Origin of the sequence: Pseudonocardia halophobica, assembly GCF_027922425.1 — a bacterium.
Classification (GTDB): Bacteria; Actinomycetota; Actinomycetes; order Mycobacteriales; family Pseudonocardiaceae; genus Pseudonocardia; species Pseudonocardia halophobica.
In genome coordinates this window covers 1-18,555 of sequence record NZ_BSFQ01000043.1, presented here as the reverse complement: position 1 = coordinate 18,555, position 18,555 = coordinate 1, and the positions used below count along the sequence as shown (strand labels likewise).

Below are 18,555 nucleotides of genomic sequence, written 5' to 3'. Positions count from 1 at the left end.
TCACGCGGTGGCGGCGGTGGTGGACCGCGTGCGCTGGGGCAACAGGAACAGCGTCAGGACGACGGCGACGTAGAGACACCAGACGACGGCCTCGAGCACCGTGGTCTGCGGGGAGAAGTTGAGGACGCCCTTGAGGAGCGTCCCGTACCACGAGTCCGGCGGGATCGCGGCGCTCACGTCGAACGCGAGGGTGGTGAGGCCGGGCAGGATCCCGGCCTCCTGCAGGTCGTGCACGCCGTAGGCCAGGATCCCGGCGGCGACGAAGATCAGGAAGAACCCGGTGACCGTGAAGAACTTGGCGAGGTTGATCCGCATGGCGCCGCGGTAGATCGCGTAGGCGATGACCACGGAGATCGCGATGCCGATCAGGAAGCCGACCAGCGGCTGCACGGTCTCGCCCGCGGCCTGCGCCGCGGCGAAGAAGAACACGGCGGTCTCGAGGCCCTCGCGCCCCACGGCGAGCGTGGCCATCACGACGACGGCGGCCGGACCCATCTTGATCGCCGCCTCGAGCTTGCCCTCGAGCTCGGACTTCAGCGCGCGGGCGTTGGACCGCATCCAGAAGATCATCCAGGTGACGAACGCGACGGCGACGATGGAGAGCGAGCCGCCGAGCGCCTCGGAGGCCTCGAAGGTGAGGGCCTGCTCGGCCAGCGTGAGCCCGAGCGTGACGCCGACGCTGACCAGGATCGCGAACGCGACGCCCGCCCACACCTTCGGCAGTTCGTGCCGGCGGTCGGTGCGGATCAGGAAGGCGACGAGGATGCTGACGACCAGCGAGGCCTCGAGGCCCTCGCGCAACCCGATCAGGGCGTTGCCCAGCACCGTCCCGGTCTCCTCTGTGTCGGCGTACCTCCGCTGAGGTGAGGCTCAGCGGACCGAGGTGAGGCTAGCTTCTCGAACGGGGGACGCGGTAGGCCGGGGACAGGGGCCGACCTGGGCTTATGTCCGTTTTGCGATCGATGTCGGAACGTGAGGCGCAACCGTGATCTATCGGGTGATCGGCCGGCGCTGCCCGTGAGACGGCCTACTCGGTGATGCGGGCGATCCGCGCGCGCACCTCTCCCAGCGCCTCCTGGTACTCCGGGCGCGGGTCCATGACCGTGGCCATCTGCAGCTGGCCCTTGGCCTCGCCCAGCCTGCCCTGCCGCTGCAGTGCCTTGCCGAGCGCGAAGCGGGCGTAGTGGTCCGCCGGGTCGAGCTCGAGCACCCGGCAGAAGGCCTCCTCGGCCTTGGCGAGCTGGGCCGAGTCGAGGTAGGCGCGGCCCGCGAGCAGGTGGACCGACGGTGCGTTGGGCTGGCTCTCCAGGGCGGGGAGCAGGGCCTGCAACGCGTCGAGCGGGCGCCGGTCGGCCAGCAGCAGCTCCGCCCGGCGGAACCCCTCGAAGACGCGGTTGCGGGCGCGCGGACCGGGTCCCGGTGCAGGCTGACTCGTCATGGTCATTCCTACGGTAGGCCGCGGGCGGGCGATCCGCGAGGTCTTGACACGCGGCCGCCGCCCACCGGGGCGTGACGTGCGCGGCTCGGCGGCGGTTCGCCGCCCTGATCACGGGGCCCGGTGGTTACCCTGACCCGCGAGTTCCGGCGAGCCGGAGAGAACAGGAGCTATTGGGTGGCTGTGATCGAGCAGGTCGGCGCACGCGAGATCCTCGACTCGCGGGGGAACCCCACGGTCGAGGTCGAGGTCGCGCTGGACGACGGGACGCTGGAGCGCGCCGCGGTCCCCTCCGGGGCCTCGACGGGCGAGCACGAGGCCGTCGAGCTCCGCGACGGGGACCCGAAGCGGTACGGCGGCAAGGGTGTCGAGAAGGCCGTCTCGGCCGTGCTCGACGAGATCGGCCCGGAGCTGACCGGGATGGACGCGGTGGACCAGCGCCTGGTCGACCAGCGCCTCGTCGACCTCGACGGCACCCCGGACAAGTCGCGCCTCGGCGCGAACGCGCTGCTCGGCGTGTCGCTGGCGGTGGCCAAGGCCGCGGCCGAGTCGTCGGGCCTGGAGCTCTACCGCTACGTCGGCGGGCCGAACGCGCACGTGCTCCCGGTGCCGATGATGAACATCCTCAACGGCGGCGCCCACGCGGACACCTCGGTGGACGTCCAGGAGTTCATGGTCGCGCCGATCGGCGCGGAGTCCTTCCGTGAGTCGCTGCGCTGGGGTGCGGAGATCTACCACGCGCTCAAGTCGGTGCTGAAGGAGAAGGGCCTGGCCACCGGGCTCGGCGACGAGGGCGGCTTCGCGCCGGACGTCGCCGGCGGCACCCGGGGCGCGCTCGAGCTGATCTCCACGGCGATCGGCAAGGCGGGCTTCACCCTGGGCACGGACGTCGTGCTGGCGCTCGACGTGGCCGCCACCGAGTTCTTCTCCGACGGCGTCTACCGCTACGAGGGCAAGGAGCTGTCCTCGGCGGACCTGGCCAAGGTGTGGGCCGAGCTCGTCGACTCGTTCCCGCTGGTCTCGATCGAGGACCCGCTGGCCGAGGACGACTGGGACGGCTGGGTCTCGCTGACCGAGTCGCTCGGCGACAAGGTCCAGCTCGTGGGCGACGACCTGTTCGTCACCAACCCGGAGCGGCTCGAGGACGGCATCGACCGCGGGGCCGCCAACGCGCTGCTGGTCAAGGTCAACCAGATCGGCACGCTGTCCGAGACCCTCGACGCGGTCACGCTGGCCCACAACAACGGCTACCGCTGCATGATGAGCCACCGCTCGGGCGAGACCGAGGACGTGACCATCGCCGATCTCGCCGTCGCCACCGGCTGCGGCCAGATCAAGACGGGTGCGCCCGCGCGATCTGAGCGGGTCGCCAAGTACAACCAGCTGCTCCGCATCGAGGAGAGCCTGGGCGACGCCGCGCGCTACGCCGGCGAGCTGGCCTTCCCGCGGTTCACGCCGGGGGCCTGACCGCGTGGCGGGTGAGGCGCGGGTCCGCGAGCGGGCCGCCGCCCGGGCGGACCGGGGCGGGGCCGGGCAGGCCCGCCCGGCGCCCGGCGGCCGGCGTGTGCGCGAGCCGCAGCTCACCCGCACCCGCAGCCGGGCGGGGACGGTGGTGGCCCGCACGAGCGGGCTGCTCGGGCTGTCCTCGACCCGGCGCGCGGCGATCCTCGCGATCGTGGTGTGCGCGCTGGCGCTGACCGTGGCGGTGCCGCTGCGCAACTACGTGGCGCAGCGGCAGGAGCTGGCCGCGGTCCAGGAGCAGCAGCGCGCCCTGGCTGTCGAGGTCGCGCAGCTGGAGGAGCAGAAGGCGCGGCTGTCGAACCCGGACGAGGTCGCGGCCGAGGCCCGCTCGCGGCTCGGGTACGTCCGGCCCGGTGAGGTGCCCTACGTGGTGCAGCTGCCGGACACGCCCTCGGCCGCCGACGTGGAGGCCGCGCGCAAGGGCACACCCTGGTACCGGACCCTGTGGAGCGACGTGACGGAGGGCGCCCCCCGATGACCGAGACCCTCTCCGAGGTCGACCGCGAGACCGTCGCGGCGCAGCTCGGGCGTGCCCCGCGGGGCATGCGGCTGGTCGCGGCGCGCTGCCCGTCCGGCCACCCGAACGTCGTGCAGACCGCGCCGCGGCTGCCCGACGGCACGCCGTTCCCCACGCTCTACTACCTCACCTGCCCGCGGCTGGCCTCCCGCATCGGGACGCTCGAGGCCTCGGGGTTGATGAAGGAGATGACCGCGCGGCTCGAGGAGGACGCCGAGCTGGCGGAGCGCTACCGCCGGGCCCACGAGTCCTACCTCGCCGAGCGGGACGCGATCGAGCCGCTCGGCACGGACGTCAGCGCCGGTGGCATGCCCGGCCGCGTGAAGTGCCTGCACGTCCACGTGGCGCACAGCCTGGCCAAGGGCCCGGGCGTGAACCCGTTCGGCGACGAGGCGTTGGAGCTCCTCGGCGACTGGTGGACCGGCACCGACTGCGCCTGACGGTATCTCACGGACCGACCGGCTCCACCGCACCTCGTCTCCGCCACAGGAGCACCGTGAGCACCGTCTGCCAGAGGAAGAAGGCGGCGAAGGCGACCCGCTCGTCGAGCCCCATGAACGGGGTCGGCCGGCCTGCGGCGACCGCGGGTGCGTAGCCGAAGGCCAGCCCGAAGAAGGTCAGCACCACGGCGAGGGTCACCAGGGAGTAGAGGCGGAACCGGCGCCCGGCGACCGCGCCGCCGCACCCCACCGCGCCCAGCCAGGCCAGCACGCTCACCGCACTGAGAGCGAGGTGCGCCCCCAGGTTGGCGCTCCCGAACAGCACCCAGAGCGGAGCCGCGACCCCGGAGAGGGCCAGGAGAGCGCCGATCGCGTGCACCGCACGCCGGCCGCCGGCAGACAGCCAGATCCCGATCCCGGACGCGACGAGCAGCGGGTTGTACGCCAGGCCCAACCAGGGCTCCAGAACCCAGCGCGAGGGTGCGCCGGGCAGCGAGAGTTCGCTGATGGCGTTCCCGATCCGGCTGTAGCCCGGCCACTGCAGGGCGGCGACCTCGTGCATCACGACGTAGACCAGCGCCGAGAGCGGGCCGCAGGCGAGCAGGACGCGCCGGACGCGCTCACGTGTCCCGGCGGCCAGGGCGCCTGCTCGCGAGGGCGTGATCGACATGGGGCCTCCTCCGCGTCGCACGCGGCCGCCTCGCGTGCGCGGCCACCCGGCGGGACGAGCGTGGCGGCTGGTCGCGCGGGCGGGCAGGGCCGTGCGGATCGCGGGCCGCAGGACCGTCGGCCCTCGGGGTCCGGGCTCCGCCTCGTGGGTGTCGATGGTCGCCATAGCGACCATCGCCGGTCAGAGGGCGGGCGTGACGCGCTTCAGCAGCGGCTTCGCAGGGACGCCTTCGGGCAGGGTGCCGGCGGTGCGCCACGGGCCGTCGGGCTGCAGGCGGCCGGCCAGGAAGGCGTCGGCGACCTCGGCCGGGGCGGTGCGCAGCAGCAGCGACCCCTGCAGGCACAGCGCGAGCAGCTCGGCCAGTCGCCGGGCCCGCCGCGGCTCCGGGTCCCGGAACTCCGATCGGAGCTGGTCCACGGCCCGGTCGAACCGCGCGTCGGCACCCGCGGCGAGGGCGATCTCGTCGAGCACCGCGTCGGCGGACTCCGGCGAGCGGGCCAGGGCACGGAGCAGGTCGAGCGCGGTGACGTTGCCCGAGCCCTCCCAGATCGAGTTCAGCGGGCTCTCCCGGTAGAGCCGCGGCATCGGTGACTCCTCGACGTAGCCGTTGCCGCCCAGGCACTCCAGCGCCTCCGCGACGACCGCCGGCGTCCGCTTGCACACCAGGTACTTCGACGCCGGCAGCGCCAGTCGCAGGAAGGCCGTCTCGCCCCGCTCGACCGCCCCGGCCAGCCGGACCGCGAGCGTGGTCGCGGCCTCGGACTCCACCGCCAGCTCGCCCACGACGGCCTGCATCAGCGGCTGGTCCGCGAGCAGGGCGCCGAACGCCGAACGGTGCGCCACGTGGTGCGCGGCCTCGGACAGCGCGGCCCGGACCGTCCCGGCCGCGCCGAGCACGCAGTCCAGACGGGTCATCGAGACCATCTCGATGATCGTCGCGACCCCCCGGCCCTCGTCGCCGACCCGCCAACCGACGGCGCCGGAGTACTCCAGCTCGGCCGAGGCGTTCGAGCGGTTGCCGAGCTTGTCCTTCAGCCGCTGGATGCGCAGGGCGTTGCGGGTGCCGTCGGGCAGCACGCGGGGGAGGACGAAGCAGGTCAGCCCGCCCGGCGCCTGCGCGAGCGTGAGGAACAGGTCGTTCATCGGGGCCGAGGTGAACCACTTGTGCCCGACGAGGGAGTACGTGCCGTCGGCGTTGGGGGTGGCGCGCGTGGTGCCGGTGCGGACGTCGGAGCCGCCCTGCTTCTCGGTCATCGACATGCCCGCGAGCAGGCCCGGCTTGGTCTCCGGGCGGGCCAGGCCGGGCGCGTAGGTGCGGGCGGCCAGGCCGGATTCGTAGCGCTCGGCCAGCTCGGGGGAGTGGCGGAGCGCGGGAACGGCGGCGTAGGTCATCGAGATCGGGCAGCAGTGCCCTTGCTCCAGGGTGCTGACCAGGTAGAAGCCGGCGGCACGGGCGAGGTGCGAGCCGTCCGCCCACGGGGCCGCGTGCAGCCCGTGCTCCACCGACAGCTGCATCAGGGCGTGCCACGACGGGTGGAAGTCCACCTCGTCGATCCGGTGCCCGTAGCGGTCGTGGGTGCGCAGCACCGGCTCGTGCTCGTTGGCCAGCCGCGCGTGCTCGCGGTACTCCGCCGACCCGACGGCGAGGGCCAGGGCCTTCAGGTCCGGCGCCGCCCCCTCCCGGCGCAGCGCGTCGGCCAGGCCCGGATCGCACGCGAGCGGATCGAACCCGTCGAGCGGCGGGACCTGGTTCGCGACGGTGTGCGTGCCCAGCTCGGTGCCCGGTGCCACGGTCATTACCGGAGGGTAACCCCGTGGACGTCGGATCCGGGAGCGCGCGGCCGCCCGGACCGCCCCGCCTGCCGATACGGTGAGCGGGAACGACCGTCGACCCCACAGGAGCACGCATGTCCCGGGTGGCCGCCATCGACTGCGGGACCAACTCGATCCGCCTGCTGATCGCCGACGTCACCGAGACCTTCGACGGCACGAAGGACCTGCGCGACCTGCACCGGGAGATGCGGATCGTGCGGCTCGGCAAGGGCGTCGACGCGACCCGCCGGCTCGACCCGGAGGCCCTCGAGCGCACCCGCGCCGCGCTGGTCGACTACGCGGCGGCGATCCGCCGCAAGGGCGCCGAGCGGGTCCGGATGGTCGCCACCTCCGCTACCCGGGACGCGACCAACCGCGAGGACTTCTTCGGGATGGTCCGGGACGTCCTCGGGGTCGACGCCGAGGTGATCAGCGGCGACGAGGAGGCGCGGCTGTCCTTCCAGGGTGCGGTCGGCGACCTCGACCCGGACGACGGCCCGTTCGTCGTCACGGACGTGGGCGGCGGGTCGACCGAGGTCGTGGTCGGCACGCTCGGCGACGGCGTCGCGGCGGCCCGGTCCGTCGACGTCGGCAGCGTCCGGCTCACCGAGCGGTGCCTGCCTGGTGACCCACCCGCGCCGGACGACGTCGAGAAGGCCCGGGCCCTCGCCCGCGAGATCCTCGACGAGGCGTTCGAGGCGGTGCCGGTCGAGGGCGTGAAGTGCTGGGTCGGCGTGGCCGGCACGATCACCACCCTCTCCGGGATCTCGCAGGACCTGCCGGAGTACGACCCCGAGGCCGTGCACCTGTCCACGCTGACCCGCGACGACGTGCACCGGGTCGCCCAGATGCTGGTCACCTCGCCGCGCGAGGAGCGCGAGAAGCTCGGCGCGCTCCATCCCGGCCGCATCGACGTGATCGGCGCGGGCGCGCTCGTCGTCGAGGCGCTGGCGGACGAGCTGCACTCCCGCGCCGGCATCGGCAAGCTCGTCGTCTCCGAGCACGACATCCTCGACGGGATCGCGCGATCGATCGCCTGAGCGAACCTGCGGGCGGGCCGCCGGGGCCGGGCTGGCCCCGCCTCGCGGCGCCGGCCGCGCCGACGCTCGCCGACCTCGACGCCCGGGTCACGCAGTGCCGGGCCTGCCCGCGGCTGGTCGAGTGGCGGGAGAAGGTAGCGCGGGACAAGCGCGCGGCCTTCCGGGACTGGGAGTACTGGGGCCGGCCGGTGCCGGGTCTCGGTCCCGCCGACGCGCGGCTGCTGATCGTCGGGCTCGCCCCGGCGGCCCACGGCGGGAACCGCACCGGACGGATCTTCACCGGGGACCGCTCCGGCGACGTCCTCTACGCGGCGATGCACGCCGTCGGCCTGACGAACCAACCGACGGCCGTGCACCGGGGCGACGGGCTGCGGCTGATCGGCACCCGGATCACGGCGCCGGTGAAGTGCGCCCCGCCCGAGAACAAGCCCACCCCCGCCGAGCGCGACGAGTGCCGGCCCTGGCTCGACGCCGAGATCGAGCTGCAGCGCCCGAGCCTGCGCGCCGTCGTCGTCCTCGGGGGTTTCGGCTGGCAGGCGCTGCTGCCGGTGCTCGCCGACCACGGCTGGACGATCCCGCGGCCGCGCCCGCGGTTCGGCCACGGCGCGCACGTCGAGCTGGCGTCGGTCCGGCCCGCGGGGTCGCTGCACCTGTTCGGCAGCTACCACGTGAGCCAGCAGAACACCTTCACCGGCAAGCTGACCCCGGCGATGCTCGAGGAGGTCCTCGCCACCGCGGCACGCGCTGCCGGCCTGTAGGTGAACTCACACCCCCTCGGACGCAGATCACGTCGGATCCGGCGGTCGGGCTTACGTCTCCGGGGTACGAATGTAGGTATGGCGCACGCTCAACGAATCGTCGTGGTCGGTGGCGGCTACGTCGGCATGTACACCGCTCTGCGGCTGCAGAAGAAGCTGCGCCGCGGCGAGGCGGACATCACGGTCATCGACCCCCAGTCCCACATGACCTACCAGCCGTTCCTCCCCGAGGCGTCGGCCGGCTCGATCGAGCCGCGGCACGTCGTGGTCCCGCTGCACAAGGTGCTGCGCGGCTGCCGCGTGCTGACCGGCCGGGTCACCGCCGTTTCCGACGCCGACAAGAAGGTCACGGTGCAGACCGCGGCCGGGCACACCACGACGCTGGAGTACGACGTCCTCGTCGTCGCCCCCGGCTCGGTCGCCCGGACCCTGCCGGTCCCCGGCCTGCCCGAGCAGGGCATCGCCTTCAAGACCGTCGGCGAGGCCATCTACCTGCGCAACCACGTGCTCTCGCGGCTCGACGCGGCCTCGACCACCGCGGACCCCGAGCTGCGCAGCCGGCTGCTGACCTTCGTCGTGGTCGGCGGTGGGTACGCGGGCGTCGAGGCGCTCGCCGAGCTCGCCGACATGGCCCGGTACGCGACCCGCTACTACGAGGGCATCGAGCCGGGCGACCTGCGCTGGGTCCTCGTCGAGGCGATGGACCGGATCATGCCCGAGGTCGGCCCGAAGATGGGCGCGTACACCGTGCGCCGCCTGCTCGACGCCGGCATCGAGGTCCTGCTCGAGACCCGCGTGGAGTCGATGGTCGACGGGCACGTCGTGCTGTCCGACGGGAGTGAGTTCGACGCGGACACGATCGTCTGGACCGCCGGCGTCAAGCCGAACCCGATGCTCGAGCAGACCGACCTGCCCCGCGGTCCCCGCGGGCACGTCGAGTGCGCGGCCGACCTCACGGTCAACGGGCTGAAGGGCGTGTTCAGCGCGGGTGACTGCGCGTCGATCCCCGACCTCACCAAGGACGACCCGAACGCCCGCACCAGCCCGTCGGCGCAGCACGCCGTCCGGCAGGCGAAGGTGCTGGCGGACAACATCGTCGCGTACCTGCGCGGGTACGAGATGAAGCAGTACAGGCACAGCTACGCCGGCTCGGTCGCGAGCCTCGGCCTGTACAAGGGCGTCGCCCAGGTCTACGGGATCAAGCTCAAGGGCTTCCCGGCGTGGTTCATGCACCGCACCTACCACGTGAGCCGCATGCCCACGTGGAACCGCCGCTTCCGGATCGTCATGGACTGGACCACCGCGCTGCTCATGGGCCGGGAGGTCGTGGCGCTGGGCCAGATCCACGAGCCGAAGGCGGAGTTCAGCCGGATCGCCGGCGGCACGGTGACCCCGCTGCCCCCGACGGTCGCGCAGGAGGCCGACGCCAAGGCCAGCTGACGCGGCACCGGCCGACAGGCGCTCGACGGCGCCCGCCCTTCACCGGGGGCGGGCGCCGTCGGCGTTCTCCGGCCGCGTCGTCGTTAGGCTGCGGTCGGGCCCCCGTAGCCCAACGGCAGAGGCAGGCCCCTTAAAAGGGTCACAGTGTGGGTTCGAGTCCCACCGGGGGCACCCCTGCGACTGCCCGATGGTGGCTCTGAGCTGCGGATGCGATCGCTTCTCGTCCCGTGCTCGGTCCGGATGAGTCTCCGAGTGCTCCCGCCCACTACGCGCGCATCGGAATCCTCTCGTCGTCTCGCACATCAGCGGAGTGGTCCGGCTCGGCCTGGTCCAGGTCGTTGACGGACTGGCAGAGCCGAGAGGCACGCAGGTGGTCGCGGGCTCCGCCCGCACCCGGGACCGCTCGGAGATCAGTGGAGGTGCGGCGGGGTGCTGGTCTCCCACGACGCGCCGACACGGCTACCGGCCCGTCGGCCCGGGCACAGGGCGGGACAGCGTGCCTTGCGCCCCCGCCGAGGGGTCGGAAGGGTGGATCGGCGCCGCGAGGAGATCAGCACCAGGACCCAGCGCGTGGGGGCGGCAGGCGGCAACCAGGAGGACACCATGGGCAGTGAGAGCGGCTACATCCTCACCGAGATCTGGAAAGCCAGGCCGTCCTGGCTCGCACTTTCCCTGGAGGAGCGACAGCACTTCTTCCACGAGAAGATCGGTCCGTTCATCATGGGCCTGGTCGAACGGGGCGCCGAGTTCCTCGGCTGTGCCATCAACGACAACACCGGTCCGGAGCGCATGGATTATCGGTACATGGCCGTCTGGAGGCTGCCCGACAAGGCTTTCAGTGACGAGCTCGAAGCCGGCGCGAAGGAAGCAGGTTTCCTCGACCACTTCGAGCAGGTCAATTTCAGTGGCAGGATCATCACACCGGACGTGATGAATGCCGACATGATCCAGCTCGATGGGTAGAAGTGTGCCCAGCAGGGTGTCCCAGCGCAGGTCAGGGCCATGGTCAGAGCGTCAGGCCGCTTCCCCTTCGAAGGGGCACAGTGTGGGTTCGAGTCCCACCGGGGGCACCGTGCCCGACCAGCTCTACTTCCGCACGCGGAAGCGGAGCATGGTCACGGAACCCGACTGCCTGTTGTCGAACGGTTCGAGGTCGATCCTGCCGAGCCCCGAGGTCGAGAAGCGCACGCCGTCCCCGAGGAGCACCGGCAGGACGTACACCAGCACCTCGTCGACGAGACCGTGCCGCAAGCACTGGCTCGCCAGGTCGGCTCCGAGGATCTCCAGGTTCTTCCCACCCGCGGCCGCGCGCGCCGTGGCGACGGCCTCCCCGAGATCGCAGGTGAGGAAGGTGACCCCGTGCTCGGGCTCGTCCGGCGGCCGGTGCGTCAGGACGAACACCGGCCCCCCGTCGTAGTCGGCGTCTCCGGCGAACATCCGCTTGCTGACCTCGTGGGTGCCCCGGCCGACCAGCATCGCGCCGGTGGCCTGCATGACCTCGGGGAACGCGTCGTTGTCCAGGTGGTCGAAGATCCAGTCCATCGCGTCGTCGGGGCCGGCGATGAAGCCGTCCAACGACATCGCCCTGTTCACGACGACCTTGCCCGGGCCGGCAGCCGTATCGCTCATACCGGTGACGACCCGGAACAGGTCACGAACTCATCGGCGTCGGCGGGACGATCTCTCGAGCGACGACGAGGGGCCCGCCCCTCGGCAGGTCGGCACGGGCGCCGAACCACCGGGGCAGGGCGTCGAGCAGGCCCTGCTGGTCCTCCCCGACCCACGCCACGTGGCCGTCGGGCCGGAGCAGCGCCGCGGGCACGTCGAGCTCCTCGCTGACGTCGACGACGTGGTCGACCCGGTCCGCCCAGCCCTCGACCGAGAGCCGGCCGGTCTGGTCGAGGAGCAGCCCGCGGCCCGCCCGCGTCAGCTCGTAGAGGCGGCCTTTCTTGAGCTGGACGTCCCGCATCCGGCGGCCGACCAGGTCCGGTCCCGCGCCGAAGTCGTAGCGGATGCCGATGGCGGTGATCTTCTCGATCAGGTGGCGGTTGACCTCCTCGAAGGCCATCAGCTCCTGGACGAGCCTGCGCACGGACTGCGCCCCGGGCGTGGTGGACATCAGCTCCATCTGCGCGCGGGTGTTGTCCAGGACGGCCGTCGCCACCGGATGCCGCTCGGACTCGAAGCTGTCCAGCAGGTCCTCCGGCGCCCAGCCCGCGACCGCCGCCGCGAGCTTCCAGCCGAGGTTGAACGCGTCCTGGATGCCGAGGTTGAGGCCCTGCCCGCCGGTCGGCGGGTGGACGTGCGCCGCGTCGCCGGCCAGGAACGCGCGGCCCTCGCGGTACCGCTCGGCCTGCCGGGTCGCGTTGCCGAAGCGGGAGAGCCAGCGCGGCGAGTGCACGCCGAAGTCGGTGCCGGCGACCGCCCGCAACCGGCGCCGGAAGTCCTCGAGGGTCGGCCGGACGGCGCGGTCCTCCGTCACCCCGACGGCGGGCACCACGACCCGGTACCGCCCGTCGCCGAGCGGCCCGAGGCCGAACCGCTTCTCGGTCTCCCGGACCTCCGCCACCACCGCGGCCACGGTCTCCGGCGGCGCGGTCACCTCCATCTCGCCCAGCAGCGTCTCGACGGTCGAGGGCTCGCCCGGGAAGGCGATGCCGAGCAGCTTCCGGACGGTGCTCCGGCCGCCGTCGCAGCCGACGAGGTACCGGGCCCGCAACCGGGTGCCGTCGGCGAGCGCGGCGGTGACCCCGTCCGCGTCCTGCACCAGCCCGACGAGCTCGGCACCGCGCCGGACCTCGGCGCCGACCTCGAGGGCGTGCTCCTCGAGCAGCCGGTCCGTGGTGGTCTGCGGGACGCCGAGGACGTAGCCGTGCGCGGTGTCCAGCCGCGGCCACGGCGTCGGGATGCCGGCGAAGAACCCGCCGACCTCGTACTTCTTCCCGTGCTCCAGGAACCGCTCCAGCAGCCCGCGCTGGTCCATCACCTCGATGCTGCGCACGTGCAGCCCGAGCGAGCGCACGAACGGCGGCTGCTCGGCCTCCTTCTCCAGCACGACCACGTCCACGTCGTGCAGGCGCAGCTCCGCCGCCAGCATCATGCCCGTCGGCCCGCCGCCCACGATGATCACGCCGGCCATGCATTCCCCCCGATTCCTGCAGGTCCTGGCTTCGGCGGGCGATTCTGGGCCACGGCCCGGGTCTTGCCGCAAGGCCCCCGGGGCGCTATACGTTGAGAGTGGCGGGGAGGTCCGGAGTGGCCTCTTTCCGTCCGTCCGCCCGGTCAGCCCTCGGCCGTGGCGACGTGGTGGATGTCGAACGGCTTGTTCGTGATGAACAGGAAGGTGCAGTCGGCGTCCTTGGTGGCGCCGTGCTGCATGGTCCCGCCCTCGGGGAACCACACGAAGCTGCCCGGCCCGAAGTCGCCCTGGTGCGTGTTCAGGACACCGTCGAGCACGTAGATGCCGTGGCCGCAGGGATGGGTGTGCCAGGTGTTGGTGAACCCGGCCCGGTAGACCATCTTCACCACCATCATCCCCGTGTCCGGGTCGTCGAGGAGCGGCACGTGCTCGAGGTGGGCGTTGATGGCGGGCACGGGGAAGTCCTGCCACTCCGCGGTCGTCGTGTCGACGACGGTGAGGTCCACCGGCTTCAGAGTCTCGGTCATGAGGTGCCCTCCGACGGGGGGTGTTCCGGATCGGTGTCGTCCGGCCTACCACCCCGGCACGCCACGTCAAGCCGCCGTTCCGCCCCTCGGGTCCGCCCGCAAACCCGTGGTGATCGCGCGGGCCGGGTGCTTGTGTGGCGGGAGCACCGTGGAAGGGGCTCGGCTCGTGATCCAACCGTCCGCCGTCGTCGGCGTCGTCCTGGTCGCCCTCGGCATGGTCCTCACGCCGGGGCCCAACATGATCTACCTGGCCTCCCGGGCGATCTCCCAGGGCAGGCGCGCCGGACTCGTCTCCCTGGCCGGGACGGGCGTGGGGTTCCTGTGCTACCTCCTGGCCGCCGTGGCCGGGCTGTCCGCCCTGTTCGCCGCGGTCCCCGCCGCGTACACGACCGTCAAGATCGCGGGCGCGCTGTACCTCGCGTGGCTGGCCTGGGTCATGCTGCGGCCGGGCGGCCGCTCCCCGTTCGAGGCGCGCGACCTGGAGCCGGCTTCCGACCGGCGGCTGTTCGGCATGGGCCTGCTCACCAACCTGCTCAACCCCAAGATCGCGCTGATGTACGCGGCGCTCCTGCCGCAGTTCGTCGATCCGTCCGGCGGGGCGGCGTGGGGTCAGTTCCTGCAGCTCGGCGCGGTCCAGATCGTCGTCGCCCTGACCGTCAACGCCCTGATCGTCCTGGCGGCGGCGTCCGTCGCCCGGTTCCTGGCGGCGCGTCCGCGCGCAATGACCGTCCAGCGGTGGGTCGCGGGGAGCCTGCTGGGTGCGTTCGCGGTCAGGACCGCGGTGGGGCACACCCCGGCGACGTCCTGAAGGCGAGCTGCTGGTTCGCGCAGCGCCAGCGCAGAATCGGCACACCGGGTCCGTCGAGGTCGTCGCAGTAGGTCGCGCGCCCGGCCATGGCCATGGTCAGCGCGACGGAGGGACCGCGGACCAAAGGCCCGTCGCCGTGGGCGAAGGGCCCGTCGGTGGCCTCCAGCCGGAGACCGGCGACCGTCTTCTTGCTGTTCACCGTGAAGTCCCGGCTCGCGTAGAACGTGGCGACGGCGGTGAGCGACTCGATCGACGGCGTCCGCCGGATCCCGAGGGGCCGGCGGACGTCCTGGCCGTGCACGACGATCTCGCCGAGCCACGCGGGCGTGTGCCCGGACGCCGCCCGGGTGCTGGTGACCACGGCGCGGAAGCGGTCGAGGGTCTCGGCCGGGGTGGCGCCGCGGTGCTCCGCGAGCCGCCGGGCGTTGTGGAGGTCGGCGTCGAAACGTGCGCCGACGATGCTCGTGATCCACCGGACCGTGCCGGTGCTCGCGGCAGCGGTGAGGTGCGCGACGACATCCTCGACGGTCCAGCGGCCGCACAACGACGGGGCCGCCCACCCGCCGTCGTCGAGCTCGGCGAGGTCCTCGGCCAGGGCGGCGCGTTCCGCGTGGACGGCGGCCCACAGCTCGTCGCGGGTGGGTCAGCAGGACGGGCTCGGGCACGCTCGATCTCCCCACTCTCGGTCTCGGACGGGCAGACCGCGAACGGGCGCGGAACTCATCGGCGGGGCCGGGCCCGCGATCGTCAGTGCGGCGGCGGGACGACCCCGAGCTGGACGAGGAGCCCCAGGGTGTCGGCGCAGACCCAGCGCTCGACGCACCGACCGTCGCGGAAGTGCAGGATCGTGATGCCCGGCAGGCTGATGTCGCGCCCCGTCGGCGGGATGCCCATGTAGTCGCCGTCGTGCCGGCCCGTCAGCGTGAACCGGCAGCTCAGCCGGTCGCCGTCACTGAACGTCTCGTGGAGCTCCAGGTGATTCCGCGGGAAGGCCGCGAACATGGCCTGGTACGTCGCGCGCACGCCCCGCTTGTCCAACGGTTCCGGGGACATGCCGTGCAGCCGGATGTCGTCGGCGTAGATCTCCAGGTAGCCCTCGAGGTCACCGGCGTTCCAGCGCTCGATGGCCCGGGCGAGCGCGGTCTCGTTGCGCGAGCTCGTGGTCGTCGTGGTCAACGTGGCCTCCTCGCGGGGAGCGACCGGTGGGCGGGGCGGACACCGTACTGCGACGGTTCGGCGTCCGGCTGCCGCCGTTCGGCCCTTGTCCTGGGGCGTTCGGGACCCTTCCGGTGCCGGCGCGCCACCTCTACCTTCCTGCCATGCAGACCCGGATCATGGGCACGACGATGCCCGTCCTGGAGATCACCATGGGTCCCGGCGAGCAGGTCATCGCCGAGGGCGGGGACGTCGCCTGGCTGTCCTCCGGATTCGACCTCGAGACGTCCACCCGGTTCGGCTCGGGCGGCCGGGGCGGCTTCATGAGCGGTCTGAAGCGGGCCCTCGGTGGCGGGCAGCTGTTCCTCACCGAGTACACCGCCCCACGGGCGGGCGGGTTCGTGGCCTTCGCGACCGATCTCCCGGGCACGATCCGGGAGCTGCGGGTCGACGCCGCGGACGAGTTCATGGTGCAGTCCGGCGCCTACATGGCCAGCACCGCGAAGGTCGAGGTGTCGGTCGGGCTGCAGAAGAAGCTCGGCGCCGGGATCTTCGGCGGCGCCGGCGTGGTGTTCCAGAAGCTGTCGGGCGACGGAGTGGCGTGGGTGCAACTCGCCGGCGAGATCACCGAGTACGACATCCCGGCCGGACAGTCGATGTGGATCCACCCGGGGCACCTCGCTCTCTACCGCGCCGGGATGGAGCTCCAGTTCACCTCCGTGCGCGGGGTGAAGAACAAGCTGTTCGGCGACTCGCTGATGCTGGCGGAGATCCACGGCCCCGGGCACGTCTGGCTCCAGTCGATGACGGCCGAGAAGCTCGCCTCCGCGATCCAGCCCTACCTGCCCGAGCGGTCGTCGCCCTCCGACAACGGCTGATGCCGGCACCGAGCGGAGGGAGAACGGACGCCACGTCGTCGGCCGTCCGGCGGTGGACCCCGTGCGTACGCAGTCCCACCCTCGGTCCTCCGGCGCGCCGGCACGCGCTCACTGTCAGGGAGGACGAGATGGCTACGATCGAGGCCAACGGCACAACGCTGTACTACGAGCGACGCGGGGAGGGCCCCTCGGTCGTGTTCATCTCCGGGGCGACCGGCGACGCCGGGCACTGGACCGAGGTGGCCGACGCCCTGGCGGACGAGTTCACGGTCCTGACCTACGACCGGCGCGCCAACTCCCGCAGCCCGCGGCCGGAGGGGTGGGACGCCGCGCCGATCGACGAGCAGGCCGACGACGCCGCCGACCTGCTCAGGGCTCTCGATCTCGTCCCGGCAGTGGCTTATGGGAACAGCTCGGGCGCGATCATCCTCACGAGTCTCACGCTCAGGCATCCCGAGGTTCTTCGCGGCGCGATCTTCCATGAGCCGCCCTACGCCGCGGTCGCCGCTGGCGGTGAAGCCGCGGGCGCGCAACTGCAGGCGGTCGTCGAGCAGGGGATGGCTCAGGGCGGCCCGCCGGTGGCCATGGAGAGGTTCCTCCGTTGGGTCGCCGGTGACGAGGTGTTCGAGGCGCTCGACGACGACCTGCGCACCCGGATGCTGGGCAACGGCGAGGTCTTCTTCGGCCTGGAGCTCGCGGACGTGATGAGCTACCTGCCCGGCGAGGCAGAACTCGCCGAGGTCGGGGTTCCGTGCGTGGTCGCCGCCGGCGCGGACAACTGCGACCCGGCTTCGCGGCATCACTGGTTCTGCGAGGCCTCCCGCTGGTTCGCCGACAAACTCGACGCGCCATTCATCGAGACCCCAGGTGCCCACGTCCCTCAGGTCACCCATCCCCGGGCGCTGGCGGAGATGCTGCGGCCGATCCTCCGCAAACCGCCCGAGTCCGCACGCGCCGGAGCCTGACGATCCCGCCGGCCCGGGCGAGCGGGCCGTCAGAAGGGCGGCGGCTCGTCGAGGTCGGTGGCGGGGTGGGGTGGTGGTCGGGGTTCGTCGTCGTGGTCGTCGGTGGCGGGCCGCCAGACGATCAGGGGTCCGCTTCGGTCGAGGTCGTCGAGGGGGTCGGCGCAGCAGGGGTCGTCCTCCTCGGCGACGGGGAGCAGCGGTGGCGGTGGGGGGAGTAGGGGGTCGGAGCGGGTGCGGTACTCGCGGCCGAGGGGACTGCGCCAGACGAACACGCCTGGCTCCGGTTGGGCGAGGGTCCAGCCGCGTTGCTTGAGGCCGTGGTCGTGGCGGCACGCGGGCCCGAGGTCGTCGGCGGTGGTGGGGCCGCCGCGGGCATGGTCGTGGGTGTGGTCGAGGTCGATACCGTGTGCGGGCGCGACGCAACCGGTGAAGGTGCAGGTGCGGTCGCGGAACTCGACGTGGCGGCGCAGCGCCGCGTGCGGGAAGCGGTCGGTGGGGGAGTCGTCGAGCGGCCGCCCGCGGGACGTCGCGATCTCGTCGAGAACCGGTCGCCATGAGGGCGGGACCGCTGTGGGGTCTCCGATGAGGCGTTGCAGGAGCGTGGCGTCGACGAGTAGGTCGACCAGCCCCGGTGCGGCGGGGTCGGTGGGTGGCACCGGCGTCTGGGATGCCGCTCCTGTCCCGGTGTCGACGCTCTGAGTGTCGGCGGTCTCTGCGAGGCAGGCGAGGTCGTCGACAGTCGGCCGCCGTCGAAGCGTGCCGGCGCGGACCAGCCGGCCTTCAGTGTCGGTGAGAGCGAACCGCCAGGGCGCGCTCAGCTGGGCGCGCACGAGGTCGCGGGCACGGGAGGCGGGAATGGGCCCGAGGGTGGGGAGTTCGGCGGGCCGGTCATCGAGCCCGAGCAGCGTTGCGAGGGGCACTTGCACGTGCACCCCTCGCCGCCTCACGGTCGGCTGGCCCGGCGTGCTCGGTCCACTGGGTCCAGCCGGCCCGCTCGGCACTCCCGGCACAGTCGATCCGTTCGGCCGGCTTGATTGTGTCGGGTTGGGCCCTGTCGGCTCGGTCGGCTCGGTCGAGGTGTTCGGCGGACGCGCGCCGCTCCAGCCGAGGACGCGGCGGCGAGGCTCGCGGCAGCGCGGTCCGGCGCGTTTGCCTGCGCGACTCTGTTGGCGTGCTCGGTGGATGGGCCAGGGATGCTGTGCGTGACGGCGTCAATTTGCTCCGGCCTCGGCCTTCCTGAGCTGCCGGGCGCGCCTCCGCCGCCGGTGCGAGCCCGTGCCGGGCCCGGGCGCCCGGTGCGGCGTCGGGACAGGGGCTCGGTCGGGCGGGGTGCCTGGCTGGCGAGCATCGCTTCGGTGATCTGGTCGTCGGTGAGGGTGTGCAGGGAGCCGTCGAGGAAGCCGACGAACAGGTCGACCCGGATCTGGTCGAGCCCACCGCCGTGTCCGGC

General features: G+C 72.7%; 20 protein-coding genes and 2 tRNA genes. 12 read left to right on the top strand and 10 right to left on the bottom strand.

What is annotated here, in order from left to right; all coding sequences use genetic code 11:
• Both efeU and PKE99_RS31770 read right to left on the bottom strand, forming a co-directional pair.
• A complete protein-coding gene (gene efeU, locus PKE99_RS31775; RefSeq protein ID WP_037047522.1) occupies positions 1-825 on the bottom strand; it encodes an iron uptake transporter permease EfeU in 825 nt (274 codons plus the stop codon).
• Between the two features lie 202 nt (positions 826-1,027).
• Positions 1,028-1,438, bottom strand: coding sequence for a tetratricopeptide repeat protein (locus PKE99_RS31770; RefSeq protein ID WP_037047854.1), 411 nt, complete (start codon positions 1,436-1,438; stop codon positions 1,028-1,030).
• A 174-nt stretch (positions 1,439-1,612) separates the two neighbouring features.
• Between PKE99_RS31770 and eno the strand changes: the two genes are divergently transcribed.
• Genes eno through PKE99_RS31755 form a run of 3 tightly spaced genes read left to right on the top strand, consistent with a single transcriptional unit; the run spans position 1,613 to position 3,913 of the window.
• Positions 1,613-2,902 (top strand): phosphopyruvate hydratase, encoded by a 1,290-nt coding sequence (gene eno, locus PKE99_RS31765; protein WP_037047520.1) that lies wholly within the window; start codon positions 1,613-1,615, stop codon positions 2,900-2,902.
• A 4-nt stretch (positions 2,903-2,906) separates the two neighbouring features.
• The gene (locus tag PKE99_RS31760) at positions 2,907-3,434 is read left to right on the top strand and encodes an FtsB family cell division protein (RefSeq protein WP_037047518.1); all 528 of its coding nucleotides are present in this window, start codon (positions 2,907-2,909) and stop codon (positions 3,432-3,434) included.
• Positions 3,431-3,913, top strand: coding sequence for a DUF501 domain-containing protein (locus PKE99_RS31755; protein ID WP_037047517.1), 483 nt, complete (start codon positions 3,431-3,433; stop codon positions 3,911-3,913). Before PKE99_RS31760 ends, PKE99_RS31755 begins: the two co-directional genes overlap by 4 nt.
• Before the next feature lie 7 nt (positions 3,914-3,920).
• Here PKE99_RS31755 and PKE99_RS31750 read toward each other — a convergent pair whose 3' ends face one another.
• Together PKE99_RS31750 and PKE99_RS31745 are read right to left on the bottom strand one after the other, a co-directional pair.
• The gene (locus PKE99_RS31750; protein ID WP_051737638.1) at positions 3,921-4,583 is read right to left on the bottom strand and encodes a DUF998 domain-containing protein; all 663 of its coding nucleotides are present in this window, start codon (positions 4,581-4,583) and stop codon (positions 3,921-3,923) included.
• A gap of 180 nt (positions 4,584-4,763) precedes the next feature.
• A complete protein-coding gene (locus PKE99_RS31745) occupies positions 4,764-6,380 on the bottom strand; it encodes an acyl-CoA dehydrogenase family protein (protein ID WP_037047515.1) in 1,617 nt (538 codons plus the stop codon).
• 110 nt (positions 6,381-6,490) lie between these two features.
• On the opposite strand from PKE99_RS31745, the gene PKE99_RS31740 reads away from it, so the two are divergent.
• The 6 genes from PKE99_RS31740 (at position 6,491) to PKE99_RS31715 (ending at position 10,703) form a co-directional block, all read left to right on the top strand.
• Positions 6,491-7,435: a Ppx/GppA phosphatase family protein gene (locus PKE99_RS31740; protein WP_037047512.1), complete on the top strand. Its 945-nt coding sequence runs from the start codon at positions 6,491-6,493 to the stop codon at positions 7,433-7,435.
• Positions 7,432-8,193 (top strand): uracil-DNA glycosylase, encoded by a 762-nt coding sequence (locus tag PKE99_RS31735; RefSeq protein ID WP_051737689.1) that lies wholly within the window; start codon positions 7,432-7,434, stop codon positions 8,191-8,193. Before PKE99_RS31740 ends, PKE99_RS31735 begins: the two co-directional genes overlap by 4 nt.
• Positions 8,194-8,271: 78 nt before the next feature.
• The gene (locus tag PKE99_RS31730; protein WP_037047510.1) at positions 8,272-9,633 is read left to right on the top strand and encodes an NAD(P)/FAD-dependent oxidoreductase; all 1,362 of its coding nucleotides are present in this window, start codon (positions 8,272-8,274) and stop codon (positions 9,631-9,633) included.
• A gap of 98 nt (positions 9,634-9,731) precedes the next feature.
• Positions 9,732-9,804: transfer RNA gene (locus tag PKE99_RS31725), tRNA-Leu, on the top strand.
• Between the two features lie 357 nt (positions 9,805-10,161).
• Positions 10,162-10,596 carry a DUF6616 family protein gene (locus tag PKE99_RS31720; RefSeq protein ID WP_051737637.1) on the top strand — a complete coding sequence of 145 codons (435 nt, stop codon included), beginning with the start codon at positions 10,162-10,164 and terminating at the stop codon, positions 10,594-10,596.
• Positions 10,597-10,632: 36 nt separating this feature from the next.
• Positions 10,633-10,703 (top strand) — tRNA-Arg (locus PKE99_RS31715).
• Between the two features lie 16 nt (positions 10,704-10,719).
• On the opposite strand, the gene PKE99_RS31710 is transcribed toward PKE99_RS31715, so the two are convergent.
• The 3 genes from PKE99_RS31710 to PKE99_RS31700 form a co-directional block, all read right to left on the bottom strand.
• A complete protein-coding gene (locus tag PKE99_RS31710; RefSeq protein WP_037047508.1) occupies positions 10,720-11,262 on the bottom strand; it encodes a dihydrofolate reductase family protein in 543 nt (180 codons plus the stop codon).
• A 22-nt stretch (positions 11,263-11,284) separates the two neighbouring features.
• Positions 11,285-12,772: a rifampin monooxygenase gene (gene rox, locus PKE99_RS31705; protein ID WP_081924251.1), complete on the bottom strand. Its 1,488-nt coding sequence runs from the start codon at positions 12,770-12,772 to the stop codon at positions 11,285-11,287.
• A gap of 143 nt (positions 12,773-12,915) precedes the next feature.
• Complete coding sequence (locus PKE99_RS31700; protein ID WP_037047506.1) at positions 12,916-13,299, bottom strand: cupin domain-containing protein; 384 nt, start codon at positions 13,297-13,299, stop codon at positions 12,916-12,918.
• Positions 13,300-13,465: 166 nt separating this feature from the next.
• On the opposite strand from PKE99_RS31700, the gene PKE99_RS31695 reads away from it, so the two are divergent.
• Positions 13,466-14,107, top strand: a complete 642-nt coding sequence (locus PKE99_RS31695) for a LysE family translocator (RefSeq protein WP_037047504.1) — start codon at positions 13,466-13,468, stop codon at positions 14,105-14,107.
• Here the strand turns inward: PKE99_RS31695 and PKE99_RS31690 are convergent.
• Both PKE99_RS31690 and PKE99_RS31685 read right to left on the bottom strand, forming a co-directional pair.
• Positions 14,070-14,735, bottom strand: coding sequence for a maleylpyruvate isomerase family mycothiol-dependent enzyme (locus PKE99_RS31690; protein ID WP_051737636.1), 666 nt, complete (start codon positions 14,733-14,735; stop codon positions 14,070-14,072). The genes PKE99_RS31695 and PKE99_RS31690 overlap by 38 nt on opposite strands.
• A 119-nt stretch (positions 14,736-14,854) precedes the next feature.
• Complete coding sequence (locus PKE99_RS31685) at positions 14,855-15,283, bottom strand: ester cyclase (protein ID WP_051737635.1); 429 nt, start codon at positions 15,281-15,283, stop codon at positions 14,855-14,857.
• A gap of 143 nt (positions 15,284-15,426) precedes the next feature.
• Here PKE99_RS31685 and PKE99_RS31680 point away from each other — a divergent pair, with 143 nt between their 5' ends.
• On the top strand, positions 15,427-16,140 hold the full coding sequence (locus PKE99_RS31680; RefSeq protein WP_037047503.1) for a TIGR00266 family protein: 714 nt from the start codon (positions 15,427-15,429) through the stop codon (positions 16,138-16,140).
• 128 nt (positions 16,141-16,268) lie between these two features.
• Positions 16,269-17,105 carry an alpha/beta fold hydrolase gene (locus tag PKE99_RS31675; RefSeq protein ID WP_271214952.1) on the top strand — a complete coding sequence of 279 codons (837 nt, stop codon included), beginning with the start codon at positions 16,269-16,271 and terminating at the stop codon, positions 17,103-17,105.
• 29 nt (positions 17,106-17,134) lie between these two features.
• Here PKE99_RS31675 and PKE99_RS31670 read toward each other — a convergent pair whose 3' ends face one another.
• On the bottom strand, positions 17,135-18,025 hold the full coding sequence (locus PKE99_RS31670; protein WP_271214951.1) for an HNH endonuclease signature motif containing protein: 891 nt from the start codon (positions 18,023-18,025) through the stop codon (positions 17,135-17,137).
• Positions 18,026-18,555 lie beyond the last annotated feature (530 nt).

What these genes read in the sequence shown, in the direction of transcription:
- PKE99_RS31770 (WP_037047854.1), bottom strand. Translation starts at nt 1,438, where the DNA reads ATGACGAGTCAGCCTGCACCGGGACCCGGTCCGCGCGCCCGCAACCGC.
- PKE99_RS31755 (WP_037047517.1), top strand. Translation starts at nt 3,431, where the DNA reads ATGACCGAGACCCTCTCCGAGGTCGACCGCGAGACCGTCGCGGCGCAG.
- PKE99_RS31750 (WP_051737638.1), bottom strand. Translation starts at nt 4,583, where the DNA reads ATGTCGATCACGCCCTCGCGAGCAGGCGCCCTGGCCGCCGGGACACGT.
- PKE99_RS31745 (WP_037047515.1), bottom strand. Translation starts at nt 6,380, where the DNA reads ATGACCGTGGCACCGGGCACCGAGCTGGGCACGCACACCGTCGCGAAC.
- PKE99_RS31740 (WP_037047512.1), top strand. Translation starts at nt 6,491, where the DNA reads ATGTCCCGGGTGGCCGCCATCGACTGCGGGACCAACTCGATCCGCCTG.
- PKE99_RS31730 (WP_037047510.1), top strand. Translation starts at nt 8,272, where the DNA reads ATGGCGCACGCTCAACGAATCGTCGTGGTCGGTGGCGGCTACGTCGGC.
- PKE99_RS31710 (WP_037047508.1), bottom strand. Translation starts at nt 11,262, where the DNA reads ATGAGCGATACGGCTGCCGGCCCGGGCAAGGTCGTCGTGAACAGGGCG.
- rox (WP_081924251.1), bottom strand. Translation starts at nt 12,772, where the DNA reads ATGGCCGGCGTGATCATCGTGGGCGGCGGGCCGACGGGCATGATGCTG.
- PKE99_RS31700 (WP_037047506.1), bottom strand. Translation starts at nt 13,299, where the DNA reads ATGACCGAGACTCTGAAGCCGGTGGACCTCACCGTCGTCGACACGACG.
- PKE99_RS31680 (WP_037047503.1), top strand. Translation starts at nt 15,427, where the DNA reads ATGCAGACCCGGATCATGGGCACGACGATGCCCGTCCTGGAGATCACC.
- PKE99_RS31675 (WP_271214952.1), top strand. Translation starts at nt 16,269, where the DNA reads ATGGCTACGATCGAGGCCAACGGCACAACGCTGTACTACGAGCGACGC.